At 69.6% G+C, this 18075-nt stretch carries 16 protein-coding genes and 1 pseudogene; 10 read left to right on the top strand and 7 right to left on the bottom strand.

Annotated features, from left to right (window positions below; translation table 11 throughout):
* The 3 genes from ACH4E7_RS41305 to ACH4E7_RS41295 form a co-directional block, all read left to right on the top strand.
* The coding region (locus ACH4E7_RS41305; protein WP_396254366.1) for an IPT/TIG domain-containing protein at positions 1-859 on the top strand (859 nt) is incomplete at its 5' end.
* Positions 860-1255: 396 nt separating this feature from the next.
* Complete coding sequence (locus ACH4E7_RS41300; RefSeq protein ID WP_396254365.1) at positions 1256-1444, top strand: hypothetical protein; 189 nt, start codon at positions 1256-1258, stop codon at positions 1442-1444.
* Positions 1445-1524: 80 nt separating this feature from the next.
* Positions 1525-3342: a DUF6895 family protein gene (locus ACH4E7_RS41295; RefSeq protein WP_396254364.1), complete on the top strand. Its 1818-nt coding sequence runs from the start codon at positions 1525-1527 to the stop codon at positions 3340-3342.
* A gap of 220 nt (positions 3343-3562) precedes the next feature.
* On the opposite strand, the gene ACH4E7_RS41290 is transcribed toward ACH4E7_RS41295, so the two are convergent.
* Positions 3563-3757 (bottom strand): hypothetical protein, encoded by a 195-nt coding sequence (locus tag ACH4E7_RS41290; protein ID WP_396254363.1) that lies wholly within the window; start codon positions 3755-3757, stop codon positions 3563-3565.
* Positions 3758-3879: 122 nt separating this feature from the next.
* Here ACH4E7_RS41290 and ACH4E7_RS41285 point away from each other — a divergent pair, with 122 nt between their 5' ends.
* The 4 genes and pseudogenes from ACH4E7_RS41285 to ACH4E7_RS41270 form a co-directional block, all read left to right on the top strand.
* The gene (locus ACH4E7_RS41285; protein WP_396254362.1) at positions 3880-4272 is read left to right on the top strand and encodes a RidA family protein; all 393 of its coding nucleotides are present in this window, start codon (positions 3880-3882) and stop codon (positions 4270-4272) included.
* Between the two features lie 285 nt (positions 4273-4557).
* Complete coding sequence (locus ACH4E7_RS41280; protein ID WP_396254361.1) at positions 4558-5031, top strand: hypothetical protein; 474 nt, start codon at positions 4558-4560, stop codon at positions 5029-5031.
* A gap of 237 nt (positions 5032-5268) precedes the next feature.
* Positions 5269-5727: a hypothetical protein gene (locus ACH4E7_RS41275; protein WP_396254360.1), complete on the top strand. Its 459-nt coding sequence runs from the start codon at positions 5269-5271 to the stop codon at positions 5725-5727.
* A 21-nt stretch (positions 5728-5748) separates the two neighbouring features.
* A pseudogene (locus ACH4E7_RS41270) lies at positions 5749-6192 on the top strand (ATP-binding protein); the annotation flags it as partial.
* 127 nt (positions 6193-6319) lie between these two features.
* Here the strand turns inward: ACH4E7_RS41270 and ACH4E7_RS41265 are convergent.
* The 3 genes from ACH4E7_RS41265 to ACH4E7_RS41255 form a co-directional block, all read right to left on the bottom strand.
* Entirely contained in the window at positions 6320-6661 is a 342-nt protein-coding gene (locus ACH4E7_RS41265) for a hypothetical protein (protein WP_396254359.1), read from the bottom strand.
* 187 nt (positions 6662-6848) lie between these two features.
* A complete protein-coding gene (locus tag ACH4E7_RS41260; RefSeq protein WP_396254358.1) occupies positions 6849-7373 on the bottom strand; it encodes an RICIN domain-containing protein in 525 nt (174 codons plus the stop codon).
* Positions 7374-7986: 613 nt separating this feature from the next.
* The gene (locus ACH4E7_RS41255; protein ID WP_396254357.1) at positions 7987-9087 is read right to left on the bottom strand and encodes a peptidoglycan-binding protein; all 1101 of its coding nucleotides are present in this window, start codon (positions 9085-9087) and stop codon (positions 7987-7989) included.
* A gap of 1077 nt (positions 9088-10164) precedes the next feature.
* Here ACH4E7_RS41255 and ACH4E7_RS41250 point away from each other — a divergent pair.
* A complete protein-coding gene (locus tag ACH4E7_RS41250; RefSeq protein WP_396254356.1) occupies positions 10165-10923 on the top strand; it encodes a hypothetical protein in 759 nt (252 codons plus the stop codon).
* Positions 10924-11144: 221 nt separating this feature from the next.
* A complete protein-coding gene (locus ACH4E7_RS41245) occupies positions 11145-11555 on the top strand; it encodes a hypothetical protein (RefSeq protein ID WP_396254355.1) in 411 nt (136 codons plus the stop codon).
* Positions 11556-13031: 1476 nt separating this feature from the next.
* Here ACH4E7_RS41245 and ACH4E7_RS41240 read toward each other — a convergent pair.
* The 3 genes from ACH4E7_RS41240 to ACH4E7_RS41230 all read right to left on the bottom strand — a co-directional run bounded on the left by ACH4E7_RS41240 (position 13032) and on the right by ACH4E7_RS41230 (position 16711).
* On the bottom strand, positions 13032-13829 hold the full coding sequence (locus ACH4E7_RS41240) for a DUF1963 domain-containing protein (protein WP_396254354.1): 798 nt from the start codon (positions 13827-13829) through the stop codon (positions 13032-13034).
* Between the two features lie 1075 nt (positions 13830-14904).
* The gene (locus ACH4E7_RS41235; RefSeq protein WP_396254353.1) at positions 14905-15603 is read right to left on the bottom strand and encodes an SDR family oxidoreductase; all 699 of its coding nucleotides are present in this window, start codon (positions 15601-15603) and stop codon (positions 14905-14907) included.
* 382 nt (positions 15604-15985) lie between these two features.
* Positions 15986-16711 (bottom strand): TetR/AcrR family transcriptional regulator, encoded by a 726-nt coding sequence (locus tag ACH4E7_RS41230; RefSeq protein ID WP_396254352.1) that lies wholly within the window; start codon positions 16709-16711, stop codon positions 15986-15988.
* Positions 16712-16806: 95 nt separating this feature from the next.
* Here ACH4E7_RS41230 and ACH4E7_RS41225 point away from each other — a divergent pair, with 95 nt between their 5' ends.
* Complete coding sequence (locus tag ACH4E7_RS41225; protein ID WP_396254351.1) at positions 16807-17931, top strand: FAD-dependent oxidoreductase; 1125 nt, start codon at positions 16807-16809, stop codon at positions 17929-17931.
* Positions 17932-18075: the final 144 nt, after the last annotated feature.

The raw sequence follows: 18075 nt of genomic DNA, 5'->3' as shown, positions 1-18075 counted from the left end.
TGATACGCAGGTCACGGTGACGGTGCCCGCCGGGACTGGTTCCGTTCCTGTCACGGTCACCACGGCGGCGGGTACGAGCAACAGTGTGACGTTCACCTACATCAACGCACCCGCGATCACCAGCCTGACCCCGAACCAGGGACCGACCAGCGGCGGGAACACCGTCACCGTCTCCGGCACCAACCTGTCGGGCGCGACCTCGGTGCTGTTCGGCACCCGCGCCGCCACGATCACCGCCAACACCGCCTCCCAGATCACGGTCACGGCACCCGGAGGGGCGGCGCAGTCGGTCAACGTCACGGTTACCACCGGGGCCGGCACCAGCAATCCGCTGCCGTACTTCTACCTCATGGCCCCGGCCGTCACCGGCCTGAGTGTGACGATGGGGCCGAGTGGTGGCGGGAACACCGTCACCCTCTTCGGGTCCGGCCTGGCGCTCACCAGCGCGGTGCACTTCGGGTCCGCCGCGGCCACCAACATCACCGTGATCTCCGACACCCAGATCACGGTCACCGCGCCTGCCGGCACGGGGACCGTTCTGGTCACGGCCACCACACCAGGCGGCACCAGCACCGTCGGGCTGGGCAACGCCTACTACATCTACGTCGCACCACCGGTCATCAGCTCCCTCAGCCCGGCGCAGGGTTCGGTATCCGGCGGGGACGACGTCCTGATCAGGGGAAGCAACCTCACCTACACCGACGCCGTGTTCTTCGGCATCGCTCCGGCGTCCTTCGCCGCGGTCTCCGACACCATGGTCGTGGTCACCTCACCGGCCGGTGCCGTCGGCTTGGTCACCGTCACCGTCCACTCCCCGGGCGGCACCAGCAACGGCGCCGCCTTCCAGTACCAGCCATAGCCCACTCCGAACACCGGTCCGCGGGATCAACCGTCCATCCCGCGGGCCGGGTTGTGGACTCTTCGAGCGCCCTGCGACCGCGGCCGGCGATCGGACCTCCGGGCGGCGTGGGCACGGTTGAAGGTCTCGACGACGGAGAACGAGTTCACCGTGCCCGGCGGCAGGCGCGTGCTCCTGCGTACCGAGGTTCAAGCCGCCAGGCGTTGCACCACAGGAAGACCGAGAAAGTGCGGGATCCGCACAGCCAAAACAGCGGAAATATTGTATTAACGATGGTCTATTCAGGTGAACCTGAATATTCGCCGATGACACGCACGCAAATCGTTGACATGATTGATGGCGGGTATTTCGCGGGACAGGAATCCGCGGAAACCGTTCCCTCAGTGGAGGTTCGTCATGACCAACTGCCCAGCAGTCGACGCCCGGGCCGCTCTCGCCTTCCTCCAGAGCAGCGGACTGATAAACATGAACACCACTCTGGAGCAGTTGGTCGGCGCGACCACCACGCTCGGAGAAATCTCCGGCTATGTGCTGGCCTGGGACAAGTATGTGCTCGTCGTCCCGTCCGTGGCCGAGGAGGCCTAGCTCGGGACTGCGCCGTGCGGGGGTGCCCGCGTCCGGCGAAACGTACGACCGGATTGGATCGACTCGTCAGGAGGGCGGCTGTGGTGGACAAGCGGCGCACGGTGGAACGCGGAGCGGTCTCCTGGCTGGCCGCGCACCGCACCCGCTTCGATCCCGACACCGCCGATACCGGGCGCGTGCTGTTCGTCCGCAAGGCGTTCGTCGAGGTCGCGTTGCTGGTCGGACTCCGTGCCCGGGCGGAGTCCGGATCCTTCGACGACGACGCCTATCGGATGCTGTTCGACCAGGTCACCGCGGTGGCGGCCCGCGCTTCGTACCGTGAGCTCATCGCGCGCGACGAGCGGGCCCTGCTGCTGTATGCGGGCACCTACGCGTCACAGCGGCTGTGCGGGCGACGCGACAGCGAATTCGAGCGCCTCATCGGCCAAGCGGTCTCCGGGCGTTATGCGGCCTGCTTCGAGCGCGCTCCCTTTCGGCAGCTGGATCTGCTGCACACACTGGAGTTGGCCGGAATCGATCACGGAATGCCGGCGGACGACGCTGTACTGCCCTTCTCCCTGCTCTGCGCGGATCCATCCGTGCTGAAGCTGAGCGACGGCGATATTTACGCGGTCACGCACACCGTGTTCTACGCCACCGATTTCGGCCGGCGCCATCCCCGGTGGCCTGCCGGATTCGGTCCGCCCCAGGCCGTAGAACTGTTGGAGGCACTCAGCCTCCTGTGCCGCCGGAAGGAGAACGCCGACCTCGTCGCCGAACTGCTCTGCTGTCTCCTGTGCCTGGGGATCCAGGACTCACCCGAGATGGAACGGGCCTGGGCCTTTCTCGCCGATGTACAGGAACCCAGCGGGCGGGTCGCCGGGCCGGACGGCATCCTCCCGCCGGAACTCGAGAACGGCGATGCGGAATACCGCGACTGGGCCACCGGCTATCACACCACGATCGTCGCAGCGCTGGCCGGGCACCTCGCCCGCGATGCGGCCGTGATCCGGCAGCCACGCCCCTCACCTCCCCGGTCCGCCGGCAACGGACGACTTGAAGCGGCGATCCGGAGTGCCACCGCCTGGCTGACCGACGCCGCCCTCGAGGCGCCCTTCGACGACGCAGTCCCGGCAGCGGGCGCAGCCGCGCGAGCCGCACGCTCGGTGGGGGAGCCGCAACTCGCCGCTCGGGCTCTCACCACTCTCGTGCACCATGCCGACAACTCCCTCGCCCAGACGGTGGCTTGGAGCAGGCAGGGCGTCGACGCGGTTGCCGAGTGCGCGCGAGGCCTGTCGGCCTGTGGACTGGCCTGCGATTCCCTCGACCGGTTCCTGGCGGACACGGCAGCAGCACTCACCGGACTCGCCGCCGTTCCCGCGACCGCCGTTGGCGGAGTCAGGCGACTGCGGGACCTGGGCTGGCTCACCGCGCAGCAGGCGGACCCCCTCCTCGCCTCCACGGCCCCTGCGGACCTGCTGGCCGAGAACCATGCGCCCGCGGCCACCGCCGTGGCCCTGGCGCAGTATGCCGACGGCCGACCGCTCCGCTTCGGCGACGACGCCTCCGTCTGGCATTCCGTCGCGGAGCGGTTCGCAGCCGCGCTGCCGGCCGCCTGCCGGAGCTATCGACTCGAAGAAGCCGCCGCGCTCCTTCAAGGGCTGGGGCTGCTCGGCTGGGCCGATCATCGTGTCACCCGCGACGGGGTCGACTTCCTGCTCTGCCAGCAGCACCCCACCGGCGCCTTCGGCTACCCGGCGCGCGACGACCACCAGGAGCGGGCGACGGCGCAACGCATCTGGACCCAGAGTTGCATCGTCGCCCTCTCCTGCTTGTACGGCTTGTACGACGGGCGAGTACCTCACCGCCCCCCACGTCCGTCCCGGCTTCTGGCTGCGCCGGCAGATTCGGTCACGTAGCGCGGGCGGCCACCGGTGGTGCCTGGGCCCGCTCCGTTGCCACCGGTCCTTGGCCATCGAGCCGGTGTCGAGCCCGCAGGCGGTGACCGGGCCCGTGTCGCCGGGTACGTCCGGATCGGGCGCGAGGGTCTGCCGCCGGTCGTCCTGGTCCTCGACGCCGGCCGCGAGCACACCCACCCGCTACCAGCCGCTCACCCCTGAGCAGCAGAAGTCGACGAGTCTATGTCACCAACCGCGGTCCGAACTCGGTCAGCGTGATCCCCTTCCCCACGCTGACCGCGACCAACCCCACCCGGGGAGCCGCGGCGGGTGGGACCGTGGTGACGATCGTCCCGGCCGGCCACGTCCGCACGCACGCCTCGATGCGGCGGGCGAGCAGCGGGATCAGCCGCTCACCGACCTGCTCGACAGGCACGTACTCGAACCGCCGCAGCTCCTCGGCCTCCGCCCGGACACGGTCCTGCGGGGGCCTCGCTGAGCCACAGAGCTCTATGCGGGGTCTGTTGCGAGAATGCGGTGCTCTGGGAGTATGGCGCGATGGATCATGTCCGACAGATGGTCAGTTCCGGCTCGCCACTTGAACCCCACATAGGATTTTCTCGGGCCGTCCGCAAAGGGGCGCATGTCGCTGTCGCCGGTACCGCTCCCATCGGGGACGACGGGACGACGGTGGGGCAAGGCGACGTCTATGCCCAGACCGTCAGGTGTCTGGACATTGCAGAGGCTGCACTCAAAGCAGCGGGGGCGTCGTTGGGGGACGTCGTGCGGACCCGGATCATGCTCACGGACGTGACTCGCTGGAGAGACGCCGCGCAAGCGCACGGAGAGAGGTTCGCATCGGTCCGGCCAGCCTGCACCTTTGTCGAGGTTTCACGCTTCATCGATCCCGACTGGCTTGTCGAAGTGGAGCTTGACGCCATCCTCGATTGATTTCCAAAGGTGCTGGTCACAGCCATTCGTTGATGGCGGCGACCAGCACGGTTGCCGCGTAGCGGACGGCGAGCTCGTCCTCCCGCGTGGCGACGGCTCGGTGGCGCTTCAGTCGGTCGATCCCGCACTCCAACGCCGCGCGCGTCTGCTCCAGCGGCTCTCGTCGACCTGCTCGGTGCGCAGCATGCCGACCGCCTGGTGGCGGCGAGACCAGAGCGGCTGGTGCCGGTGGCTCGTTGAGTGGGTGTGGCTGATGAAACGGACAACGGCGGATCCCGGGCTCCGATGGTGTGGGCGCTGGCGGTGCACGAGGCGGCGCAGGGGCCGCCGTTCGCGGAACTGATCGTGGAGGTCGGCGCGGACCTCTACACGGACCTGGTGGAAGCCGCGGTCGACAGCGGCTTCACGCTCGCAGCCGGTGAGCCTCCGGACACCAGCGGAGCCGTCGAGGTCGGCGACGGCCGCCTGAAGCGCCTGGTGTTGGTCGGCGGGCGTCAGACGTGGGAGCCGGACACGCGCGTCGAAGCGTCGCCCGGCTGGCTGGCAGCAGCCGAAGGCCGGGGCGCCGCCGTGGTGATCCTCGTCCCGCCGGACACCTGGCCGCCCGGTCTGATCGAGCTGGAGCCCAAGGTGCGCCTAGACGTGTTCACCCGACGGTTCGAAGAGGAACTGACGGCGGGTCGAGTCCTGCACGGGACGGTATCGGTACAGCTGGGAGGCCCGCCGGGCACTGGGGCGGACTTCTACAAAGGCGGGTAGGTCTGGTACTGGCCTTGTCGGGACGAAGTGGCCGCACCGGCCACGTCGGCCCGGGCCCGGCTGCGTACTCCTGGAGGAACCTAGCGACCTGAGGGCCCGTTCGTCCCGCTGCGGCGGCCGCGTCGAGGTCGGGCTGTCCCCGCCGCGCCGGGTGGAGCGCGATGTCGGCGGTGTACGGCGCGCGGGTGCGCGCGTGACCCCCGGCGAGGACTGCCGACGTTTCGCTACGGTGCTGTCATGCCGAAGACCCGCGTCAAGAACGACACCGAGAACATGCTCTGCCTTTGGCTGGAGCCCTGGGGCAGCGATCACTGGATGCGCCCGGGCGAAGAGTTCACGGTCGTCACCGAAGGCGAACTCGAAGAGGCCGCCTTCAACGTGGTCATCCACGATCAAGGAATCAGCGTGTGGGTGAACACCGCCAACGCCGCAGAGGTCTTCGACAAGAACGGGAACGAGGCTCCCTGCGGCCATCAGCGTCCGATCGAGGCGACCAGGCAATTCCTCGCCGACGCGGAGCAACTGCTGGAACACGTCAACACCGAAGGCAGGTCCCCCATGCACCAGGAGATGGCTCGCACCCACTACGAGCGACTGCGGCAGGAACTCGCCGAGGCCGAAGCACGGCAAGACGGTAAGCCGCACGTTACAGACGGCGTCAGCAGCGTCCTGAACAGCGACAACAGCGCCAGCTGAACCGACAACGCCAGATGCCCGCGGGCCTTCGACTTCGACGCCGACCCCGACATCGACCCCGCCGTGATCAACACCCCCGCCGGCTGCGAGTGGGTGAAGAAGAGCCAGCCGTTCTGCCTGATCGGCGACTGCGGCGCCGGCAAGTCCCACGTGCTGATCGCCCTGGGCGCCGAGGCCGCCGTGAAGGGCCACCGCGTCCGCTACACCCTCGCCGCCAAGCCGGTGAACGAGCTGGTGGAGGCCGCCGGCCAGAAGCAGCTGAACAAGGCGATCGCCCGCTGCGGCCGCGTCGACCTGCTCCGCAACGACGCGCTCGGCCACGTCGAACTCGACCGCCACGGTGCCGAACCGCTCGTCCAGGTCCTCACCGAGTGCGAGGAGAGGGACGGCGTCGCCGTCGCCTTCGACGAGTCGTTCGGCGGCTGGACCAAGACTTTCACCGACTCCCGCCTCTGCGCGGCCATCGGAGCTCGGCCAGGCGCTCGGCGTGAAGTCTGCTCAGCCGCTTCTGGGTCTGCTGGATCAGGGCGGTGCCGCCATGCGGCTGGTATCCGACCTGATCCGCGGTGATGCCCGGTTGGCCGGTGACGGGTCAGCAGCCGCTGAGGATGTTGATCGCGACGACCGGCGCGTGCAGGGTCCATTCGTTCCCGGGGTGGATCGTGTCGATGTAGCCGGTGGAGTACTTCAGCTGGGCGCAGTCGTCGTTGCGGGCGTCGGTGACGTAGGAGGCGGACCGGGTCAGTGAGCTGGTGTTCTGCCAGCCCTGGTCCCGGTACATGGTGAGGATGTTGCCGTTCCCGTCCTCGAAGCACACGTACGGCCAGGGGCACGAGTCCGCCGCGAAGGCCGGGGTGGCGGTGACAGTGGCGGCCGCGAGAGTGCCCAGGCCCAGTCCGGCGGCCATGGCAACGGCAGTGATGGATCGCTTCATTGTGTACCTCTTCGATAGACAGGCGCTGTGCGCGTGAACGACCGGCAGTGAGGGGTGGAATCGACGCAAGTCGTCGATCGATCGGCATGGCTGCGCATGTCAATGCGCAGCCATGCCGCCCGGTCGTCCGCCTGGTGCGCGACGTCGTCCGGGCTCTGGAGTGAGTGTCGCTGATCGGGGCTGGGCGCTAGAAGGCGCCGGTGGGGGACCAGACTCCAACAACAAGGGTGCAGTCGTACAGACGCGCCGCCGCCCCCTGGGACAGGCCGCCCCAGGCGTCCAGGCAGTTGTCAACCGCCACCTTCGGCTGGAGCTGGACCTTCCCGCCCCAGTGCGTCGTGTTCCACAGGACGTCACCAGCGTTTGACTGCTTGCAGTAGTAGAGCTTGAGGTGGTTGCCCTGGCTGTCGCCGCCCTCCCAGTTGTTCAGGCACAGCGGCTGCTTGTCGCCCGAGTAGTGCGAGGCGACGACGTAGAAGTGGGTGTTGTCCGAATATTCGATCGACCACTTCTGGGCGTCGGTGCCGTTGCAGCCCCAGATCTGCACGGGAGTGCCGGGAGAGAAGTTCCCGTTCTGGACGTCAAGGCAGTATCCACCGTTGAACCTGATCTCGGTGTAGCCAGCGGCGTGGGCGGGGGTGGTGACGGTGAGGGCGAGGAGGAGGGGGGCGGTTACGGTGGCAAGTGCGGCTATGCGCTTACGGCTGGCCATCGTGTATGCGTTCCTTTGATCGGGTGCTGAATGGGCGGATTCAGACAGCAGGGCCGGTCCTCGTCGGGATGTCCATGCTGTGCGCGCCCCGGAAAGGTTCCGGACTCACCACAAAGGTACGCACACGACGGGTAACTGACGGTGTCTCACTCAGACCACCGGGGGCCGGCGAGGGTGTCTCACGTCGATGACCTGGATTTTGGGACGGCGATGGATGTGGAACTGGAGATGACTCAGACCGCGTGTGAGACCTCGGCCGGATCAGTGCCTGGCCATGCCGGGTCCGGTCAAGGAACTCGGGTGTGCTGTGGTGGATGATGCGATGGCGTGTTCGGCTCGGGCGCGGGTAGCGGCGAGGCGGTAGGAGTCGGTGCCGGTTTCGATGACGGCGGACGACCGCCGGGTGTATTCCACGTCCTCGGCGGACACCTGGTGCCCGGCGACACCCACGAGGTGGAGGACGTCTTCCGACACGACCTGTCGACCGGCCGCACCGAGCGGGTGAGCGTGACGCCGGGCGATGCACGTCCGGGCGGGTTGTCACCGACGACAGCGCGATGACGGCCCGTCCGGACGTCCGGCGGAGATCACGGGAGAGCGAGAAAACCTGCCGTCAGAGCGCGTAGTGGTAGTAACCGATCAGATGGGACGCCATGCTGACCGGGTCCGAGCGCGTGTAGGCGCCGGTGAAGGGCGCGTTGATCATCATCGGCACCCCGTTGACGCTCCCGGTGTAGATGCCGACGTGCTCCGGGGAGCTCGCGTTGGCGCCGAAGAACACCAGGTCACCGGGGACGGCCTGGGACTGGTCGACCATGTGGAACCGGGGGTTGGCGATCTGGTTGTCCGTCGCCAGACCGATGTCGCCGGCGCCCGCCTGCCAGTAGATCCAGCGGGTGAATCCCGAGCAGTCCAGGCCTACGGTGTTGCCGGCCGGGCACGGGTTGATCGCGCCGGTGTAGAGGGCGCAGTTGCCGTACGTGGGCCCGGGAGTCGAGTCCTTGCCGCCGTCCCAGGCGTAGGGGATGTACTGCCGGGTGGCGTTCTGCGCGAGGCTGACGACGGCCGCGTACAGGCCGGCGCCCTGGGAGGGCGGGGTCACCGGGGCGGGGAGGTTGTACAGCGAGGCCTTGGTCGCTGGGCCGACGTAGCCGTCGGCGGCGAGTCCGGCGGAGGTCTGGTAGTTCTGCACGGCCGTGGTGGTGGCCGGGCCGAAGGAACCGTCGGCGGTCAGGTTCGCGCCGTGCGCGTTGAGCAGGTTCTGCAGCTCGGTCACGCAGCCGTCCTGCTGGCCCGCGTGGATGGTCGCCGGGCACCGGAGCGAGGTCAGCGTGACCGGCGTCAGCGAGACCGCGTACAGCGCGCTCTTGGTGGCCGGCCCGACCTGGCCGTCGACGCTCAGCCCGGCGGTGGTCTGGTAGTTCTGCACCGCGGTGGTGGTGGCCGGGCCAAAGGAGCCGTCGACGGTCAGGTTCGCACCGCGAAGGTTGAGCTGGTGCTGCAGCTCGGTGACGCAGCCGTCGGACTCGCCGGCGGACAGGACCGAGGGGCACGAGGGGTAGTTGAGGTTGAGCGCGGGCGGCGGGGTGGTGTCCGCGGCGGCCCCGGTCGCCGAGCCGAGGCCGAGGGCGGCGGAGGCGAGGAGCAGCGCGACCGCGCGGCGGGCCCGCGCCGGTATCCGGTGCCGGGTCCGTGAGGTGACGGGAGAACGCAAGGTTCCTCCAGGGGGATCCGCCGACGGGCGGCGGGTGGACAGGGATCACCCCATCTGAGCAGAACCGACGGTCGATCAACACCGTCTCCCCGCACTGTGGGACAGGTGGGACAGCAATGGGGACGGGAACGAGAGGGCCCCGGTCGGCGAGCGACCGACGGGTCCGCTGACAACCGCATGGTTGCCGCCGGGCCGTTGACTGATGCCTTATCGAATATTCGCCGTTTTCGGGCTACTCGCATACCGCGAGGTGGCCCCGGCAGGCCGGCTCACGCCGCGCCGGGCAGGAGCGCCGGCGCGTCGGCCGCCGCCGGATGCCGACCGAGCGGCGCCGAGCCCGCCGGGGCTTCTGCGGTCGCCCATGCGCCGCCGTGGTCAGATGCCTTTCACCGATCTCGTTGCCGGGCGAGTGGATCACGCCATCAGTTGCCTCGGAAGCGCGGCTCGTGCCCGACCGGGCTGCGCGCCACGGACGGGCCTCCGGGCTCACCGCAATCACGCACACGACGCCCAACTGATGGTGTCTCACTCAAGCCACAGGGGCCGGAGAAGGTGTCTCACGTCGATGACCTGAAACCTGGATTTTGGGACGGCGATAGATGTGAAACTGGAGACAGCTCAGCGGGCTGTCTCCGACGGGCCCCAGCGGCCCCACCGGAACGGTGGGAGTCGGTTCCGCCGGATGTTCGGAGGTGACCGCCCGCCGGGGCTGGTCTCCGCGGGCGGCCACGCGGTCCTCGCCGGACAGCGCGGCCCCGTAGGCGTCCGCCCACACGGCGTGGGAGGCCCGCCGCTCGCCTCCTCCAGCCGGGCCGGGCGGACTCGGCCGGCTGCTCTTCGCCCAGGCCCTGCCGCGCTGCCCGCAACACCGGCGCCGTTCTGCGGATCACAGGGCGGTTCGCCGACCCCCCGGAGTTCCCGGCGGCTGCCGCAGGACTCCTGCGGCTGTGCGTCGTCCGCCTCGTCTTCACTGGCAACACCTGGTAGTCGCCCCGGCGAGCAGGTACCTCGGTGACCTCTTCCTCGCACCCGACACCACTGCGATCGTGAAAGGAGACGCCTGACACACTGTGCGCCATGACTGAGCACGAACATCATGCCTCGGTGCAGCTTTCCGAGGCAGTGCACCGCAGGTTGGAGCGGATCGAGCGGCTTCTGGAGCCCGAGAAGCCGGAGCGCCCGGCGTGGCGCTCGGTCACTCTCGGTGAGCAGCGTTGGGCGGTCTCGGCGGCGATCCTGGTCGCCGTCGGCCTGCAGCTGGCCCTGCCGGCCCGTCTGACCATCCACCCGCACTGGATGCTGCCCACCCTGGAGCTGGCGCTGCTGGTGGCCCTCGTGGTCCTCAACCCGCACAAGCGCATCGACCAGACGTCGCGGCTGCTGCGCTTGCTGAGCCTGGCCCTGGTGGCGGTGATCAGCCTGGCCAACGGCTGGTCGGCGGTGAAGCTGGTGCGCGACCTGATCCACACTTCCGCCTCACCGGGCGCGCTGGCGCTGCTCGGTACCGGCGGCGCGGTCTGGGCGACCAACATCATCGCCTTTTCGCTCTGGTACTGGGAGTGGGACCGAGGCGGCCCGGCGGCCCGCGCCCAGGGGGTGAAGTCGTACCCGGACTTCCTCTTCCCCCAGATGCAGCAGGAGGGCATCGCCGAGCCGGGCTGGGAGCCCTCCTACCCGGACTACTTGTATGTGGCGTTCACCAATGCCTGCGCCTTCAGCCCAACGGACACCATGCCGCTGTCGGTCTGGGCGAAGCTGCTGATGATGACGCAGTCGGCGGTGTCGCTGATCACGGTGGTGCTGGTGGTGGCGAGGGCGGTCGGCATCCTGCAGTAACAGCGACAGGTGCCCGGGCCACCACAGGTATCGGAGCGGGAACTGCGTACCGAGGCGGCGCCGGAGGCCGCCGAGGGCCCGGACTGCGCCCAGACCCGTGCCTGAGGTTCTGCCGGATCCGTGGCGGATGTTGCGGGGGACCGACTGGCCGTCGCTGGGCACAGCGACCGGGACCGCCAGAAGGCTGCCCCGGGTGCTGGCCCGGCTGTTCGACCCGGACCGTGGAGGAAACCGGACAGGCTCTCGACGACCTCGAGCCGGTGCGGCACCAGGACACCGTCTACGAGGCGACCGTGCCGGCCACGCTGTGCGTCGCGGCTGTCCTGGCCCGCCGCGCGGAGCAACACCCCGGGGCGGGGGACCGGGTGTGCGTGCTGCTGCTGGACTGGCCGACCGGTGTCGCCCGGGACAGCGACGACGCCTGCGTCGAGGCCGGCCAGCGGTACTTCGACGAGGACTACCCGGAGGGTTACCCGGCGATGGTCGCCGTGCGTGCCCTGAGGCCGGTGCTGTGCCAGGGCGTCGCGCCGTTTGCGTACCGCAGCCGTGACGCACCCGCTCGTACGGCCGACTGGCCGGATCGACCGGGCGGCCATGACCTGCTTCTGATCGAGAAAGCAAAATGGCCTTGATCGCCGATTTGTCTGGACCATTTGCCTCGACCGCTGCTAGGAACCGGGCAGGCGGCGCTCTGCTGTGCCGTGGCGGGCAGGTGCGGGCCGGTCGCTGCCTCCTGGTGGAGTTCGGCGGGGCTGACGGGTTGTCGCGCCGCCTGTCGTGTCCTGCTGTCGCGAGCGGCGCTGTCGCGTGTTGTGATGTGTGGGGATGGGCTGGATCCCCGTGTGTGGCCTGGGCGTGACAGCACCGTGTGACGGCCTCCCGTGCTGAGGCCGGCGGCAGCCTCCCCACGCTGCACCCGGCGCAGGAGGCTGTTGTGTGCCCAGGCCACCTGCTCGACCGCCGGCCGGCCTCGCCGGCGGTCAGCCGGCCTTCACCGTACGGGCACGGACTCGAGGTGGGGGTGGTGGGCTTCTGAGCTGGGGTTATCAGATCGGTGATCGGTGTCTGGCGGGGTGTTGATCGGGGCGTCGGCTGTCTTCCGGATGGTCTGACCTGGAGCTGGTCAGGTGTGCCGCGTGCGGATCAGGGCGGGGAAGGGGGCACGGCAAGGGTCCGAGGCCGTCTTCCGGTACCCCGGCCTCGTGCGGTCGGGCCTGCGGGGGGTGTTCGAGGGGCCGCGCCGACCCCACGATGACGTCGCCCATCGGCACATCGGCGTTCCGTACGCGGTTTGCCGGAGCCGGAGGGCCGCCTCCTGTAGGCGAAGTCGAGGGGCGGCCTTCCGGGGTTTCCTCAGGGTCCGGGGAGCGTAACGCGAGCCACTGACACCGACACCGACATCGGTCACGAAAAGGGCCGGTCCGCACCCGAACCCCCCCCGCGGGCAGCGGCCCGGCCTCCCGCCCGACGACGTCCTCGATCGCCTCGGCGGCCGCCGCCAGGTTCAGCAGCCGGTACGCCGTCGACCGGGAGACGTCGAGTTCCCCGGCCGGGTACGCACCCCACGACGGGTAGTCCAAGGCGATTTGTACCCGGCCGCGGCGCAGCTGCCGCCAGCTCCCGCCGATCCGGCAGGAGCGGAGGCCCCTGCTCTATCGCCACCAAGTGGGAGGGCGAGCCGGAGAACCGCGAACCGGGCAAGTGCCTCGACCTGCACTGGTTCGCCGAGGACGAACTGCCCGATGCCCTGCTCCCGTACCCGGCCGCCGGCATCCGTGGCGCTCTCACCGAACCCGGCGGTCTGACCCACCACGGATGGCCGACCGCGTGGAACACCGTTGGTAGCCGGGGTGATCCCGGCCACCAACGGTCACAGCATGTCTCCACGCCGCCTGTCCAGGACATTCAGAGACCGATGAGGGCTGTCCGGGCGGCTCGTCGGGGCGGGCGCGGCCGGGTAGAGGCGGCGGGGGTCGTCAGCGGCTGCCGGCTGCCGAGTGTGTGGTGCGCCATTCAGTGTGTTCGTCGTGCGACGGTTCGCAGGGTCGGGCGCCCCGGCGTCGCCGTGGTGCGATGGTGGCTTCGCGGCCACGCGGTCCGGCGTTCGCTCAGCAGCATTGGCCGATCGCCTCGGCCTCGCTGAAGTCCCCTGCTGCGAAAGCCCTGACGGGGATGGTGAAGTACAGTGTGCCGGCGTCGCCCCAGCCCCACCCGAGGTCGGTGTCCTCGGCGAGCTGGAGCAGATGGACGGCGGGACCGTCGCCGTCGCGGGAGGTCACCGGGATGGTGTACGAGGTGTCGGGCCACCCGAACGCGCAGTGGTGGCCGGCGGTGCTTCCGTCGAGGTCGTGCATCTTGTCGAGGATGAGTGCAGGCGCGCCCCAGTGCTGGTCCTTGTCGTACGTGAGGTCGTCGTCTTCGAGGTCCCAGCTGTCCGGGAGCATGGTCACCTCGACCGCGTGGACGGGCCGTGCGGGGTAGCGGCGGGCGGGCTCGGGGGCGGTCGTGGTGACCGCTCGCGCGGGATCGGCGGGAATCACCCGCCACGCGTCGGGACTGTTGGAGTCCAGCTTGCAGTACTCCTCGTACGGCACGTCAGGGTCGAGGTAGAAGAAGTTGAGCAGGCCCGGCCGAACGGGCAGTTGCTCTCCGAGCCACCCGGCGAGCGCATCGGTGTCGAGCACGGCGTGCAGGGACAGCGGGACATCTGCCAGCACCGGCCAAGGGGTGCCGGGTTCGAGCAGCGCGGACCCGCCGAGCTGCGACCGGCCTGCGGCGGGCGCCTTCTCCGAGGCCGCCGCCAACCGGAAGCCGCGGCGGGCCATCGCTGCGAACTGCTGCCCGGCCTCCGGGCCGAGCCGCTCCACACACAACCGGCGCATGACGGCCGGGTCGTTGAACTCCATGACGCGATCCTCTCAACCTCTGTGCACCCCACCGCACGGCCCCTCGGGGGCAGCACCGTTGAGCGTGGGTCTGCCGGTCCTGGCCAGCGGCTCCCGGTCCCGGCCGTGCCCCCGGGGGCTCTGTGGTCCCACCCGGGGCCGCGAAGCTGTCCGGGGGGGCGTGGGGGACCGGGCCTGGAGCAGGCCCCAGGCGGGTGTGCCGCTCGTCCTGGTGGCGGGGCACCCGCCCGCGGGGGCCGCCGTTCCGGCATCCCGCACCGCACCGCAACCGCCCTGTGCCGGGCCCGGCGCCCGGTGACGCCGCAGGCGATACCCCCTCACCACCCACCAAGAGGCCTCCAGACCCAGGTCCAACGCCGAAGGCCCGCGCCTCTTTCTCTGCCATTCCGGTGCTGTGCCGCGTGCCGCCGGGGGCCCGTTCCGGCCGGCTCGGCAGGCCTGGGACCGGGTATCTCCCGGGGGCTTGGTGACGGCCCTTCGCGGAGTCCGGCCGCCGTCGGCCGCCGCCGCCCCCGATCGACGTGCGCGAACGAGCTGTCAGCCGGTGCCGTGGCGGGATGGTCGGCAGCGCCTCGGTGAACGTCCGGCGACCGCAGTCCGGATTCCGGCAGCGCCGCCGTCGCTTGTTCCACCGCAGCTCGGTGCGCCGCCCGGCCACCGGAAGGTCACGGGCCGAGTGACCCGCCAGGAGTGCGGGCTCTCCGAGCGCACACCACACCCCGGACAGCATCTGGCCTGCTCATCGCAGGTGACCAGGGCCAGTATCGGCATGTCGTCGCCGTCGAGATCGATGCCGCCCACCTGCACCCCGCCCAGCCCGAACAGCCGCGTCGTATCGTTGGACAAGCCTGTGGCCCTCTCCCGTGGTCTTCAAGCTTCGCAACTCGAAAAATCACAGAGCGTCACGGGCGTTCTGCATCCATCAAGGTCCTGATCCGAGCAGGCCACCGCCACCAAGCACCATCAAGCTCGATGCGCCGCTGTCCGTCAGATTGCTCTCATGACGCTCGCCGCGCTCGGCCCTGTGAAAAGCGCGAAACGCGGATGGTCACCGATTCAGCAATTTCAGGCCTTGTCAGCCGAACTGGCCGGAGGGTCGCACGACGAGTTGGTTCACGTCCACGCCCTCGGGCTGGTTGACGGCGAACACGATCACCGTGGCGATCTGCTCGGCGGTCAGCGCCGGCGCGGCCTGAGGTGTGCCGCCGCGCTCGTTCCAGAATGGGGTGTCCACCACGCCCGGCGCGACCAGTGTGACGCCGACGTGGTCCTTGGCCACCAGTTGCCGGACGTTCTCGACCAACGCGTGCGCGGCCCACTTGGTGACGGAGTACAGGTTCCCGGGCGTGTTCCTGACGCCCGCGACCGAACCGACGACCACGATCCGGCCCTTGGACTCGCGCAGGTGTGGCAGCGTCTCGCGCACCAGCAGCGCCGGGCCGAGGACGTTCGTCAGGACCATGGCACGCATCGCCTGGGGGTCGTGGTCCTCCAGGGTGCCGGGCAGCGAGTAGCCGGCGTTGGCGATCACCGTGTCCAGCCGGCCCCACCGGTCGACGACCTGACGCACGGCCGACGCGACGTCGTTCTCGTCGGCGGCGTCACCGGCGATCGTCAGCAGCTGCTCCCCGGCGTCGACGGAGTCGGCGAAGGCAGCCAGGCGGCTGGCGTCGCGACCGGTGACCGCCACCAGGTCACCCTGCTCGAGCAGCGCCCGGGCCGTGGCCGCACCGATGCCGCTCGAACCGCCGGTGATCAACTTGACGCGTTCCATGGGGCCTGATGCTACTACGGCTGATCATCGGGGCCGCGCCGTACACGGCCACCGGATCGCGGTATCAGGGGCCGTAGACGCCCCGGACGAGCGGCCGTCGCGCCCAGCCACGACCCTCACGACGATGAAGCACCATCAAGTTCGAAGAGCCACGATTAGCCGGCCCTGGTACGGTCCGCGCGATCCAAGCGGGTGATCTTGCTGGTTCGGGTGGGTGGCGCTGGTGATGCGTCACGGCGGGACGGGGTGACCACGTATCAGCCGTTGTGGACGAGTTCGGCGACGACGCCCGAGAGCCTGCCGGTTCCACCGACGACCAGCGCGCGCCTCATGAACCGACTGGTGATCGTCTCGGCGCCATGTGGCCACCGCACGCCGCAGGTCAACCGGATGCGGGCCGCAGATTGTTCATGAGCAGGCCGAGGGCGAACTCGAAGCGGTCGTGTCCGGTGCCGGAGATCAGCTCGGCGGCATGGCGTCGAGTCTGCGGGAATTTCTCGGCGGGCAGTGCGGTGAAGCGGTCCAACAACTCCTCGCGGCTGAGCACCCATTCCTGATCCTGGTGCTGGCGCCGTTGCTGGACCAGCGACTGCTCCAGTGCGTAGGCGCTGACGTAGAGGGACAGTGCGTCGCGGGCCCATCCGGCCGTCCGCGGTTCGATGCCGCCCGCGAGCAGGATCGCCAGGATCCCTTCGCCGACCCGCAGCGTTTCCAGGTTGGTCGACACCGTGGCCAGCGCGGCGCGCGAGACTCCTGGGTATTTCAGGTACAGGTCGCGGATCTGTGTGTACACCCCGAGCAGCTGCTCGCGCCAGGCGGCCGGGTCCGGTTCGGGGAGCACGACCTCGGCGTAGAGCCTGCCGATCAGCAGATCGTCGATGTCGTCCTTGTTGACGATGTGCGCGTACAGCGACGACGGACCGGTGCCGAGCACGGCGGCGACCCGCCGGATGGTCAGCGCGTCGTACCCCTCGGCGGCGACGACTTCCAGGGCGGCGTCGGTGATCCGTTCGACGGTGATCGGCTTCTTGCGTGGTGCCGACGCGGCGACCTCCGCTGCGGGTTGGGCGTGGCGGGCTGCGCGGCGTTGGCGGGGATCGGCGGACATGCCGACCACTGTAGCTTGACTCGATCTAAGTTCGTTAAGTAGAACTTAGATCGTCAAAACGAACTAAGTTCGTATCGATGTCCCGGAGGTGCGTGATGCGAGTTTCCGTCGTCGGAGCCGGTCTGGGAGGTCTGGCTCTCGCGCAGGGCCTGCGTGATGCCGGGATCGAGGCTGACGTGTTCGAGCGCGACCCGGGGATCGTCGCCCGGTTCCAGGGCTACCGGCTCGTGCTGAACCCGATCGGTTTCCATGCGGTGCGCGACTGCCTGCCGACGCGCTGGCGCCCGCTGCTGGACGAGATCGTCATGGACGCCTCCGCCGAGCAGCTGATCCTGGACCCGCAGCTGAACGAGATCGGCAAGCTCGGCGCGGGCCGGACCGGCATCGTGGTCGACCGGCAGGTGCTGCGACACCTGTTGCTGACCGGCCTCACCGTGCACGCCGATGCCGCGCTGACCGGCTACGACGTGCTGGCCGACGGCAATGTCCAAGCCCGGTTCGCCCGCCGCGACCCGGCCACCGCCGACCTGCTCGTCGGCGCGGACGGCGTCACCTCCGCGGTCCGCGGGGTGTTGTCGCCGCAGACCACCCCGATCGACACCGGCGTCCGGTTCGTCATCGGCCGCACTCCGCTGACCGACGAGTTCGCCGGCCTGTCCAAGGCCTACGGCTCGAAGATCACGGGCGACGGCGTCAGCCTGCTGCTCGGCGCGATGCGCTTCCGTACCCCGCCGAAGCAGGCCGCCGAGCAACTGGCCCCCGAAGTCACGCTGCCCGACATTGGCGACTACGTGCGCTGGGCCATGATCCTGCCGCCGAACGGCTCGCTGGGAGGCCTGACCGCGCAGGACGCCGTGCTGTCCCGGATGGAAGGTTGGCACCCGGAGCTGCGCGCGCTGATCGAGCAGGCCGACCCGGACAACAGCACGCTGCTGTCCATCCGGGTGGTCAAGCCCGGTGAGCGCTGGGCGTCCGGCCCGGTCACGCTGCTCGGCGACGCGATCCACGCCACCTCCCCGACCGGCGGCAACGGCGCGAACACCGCGCTGCGCGACGCCGACCTGCTGCGCCGCTGCCTGATCGAGGCCAACGAGGGCCGCCAGGATCTGCTCAGCGCGGTCGACGACTACGAGCGGCAGATGTTCGAGTACGGCGCCGAGGCCGTGCGCAGCAGTCTCGAGAAGCTGCCCGCCTTCGCCCCCGAAGCGAAACTGTCCTGAGGCCGAAATTCACCGTGCGCGATCGACCGGACTCGTCGCCGGTGGCGGCATCGGGCCGCAGCCGGTGAGCGGGAGACGCGTGGCTGTGGTGGGCAGGGCCCCGGTCGGTACTGACCGGGGCCCTGCCCACCTGGGGCCGCACTG

The organism is Kitasatospora sp. NPDC018058 (assembly GCF_044327205.1).
Classification (GTDB): Bacteria; Actinomycetota; Actinomycetes; order Streptomycetales; family Streptomycetaceae; genus Kitasatospora.
The sequence above is the reverse complement of the archived record's forward strand: the minus strand, read 5'-3'. Positions and strand labels throughout refer to the sequence as shown.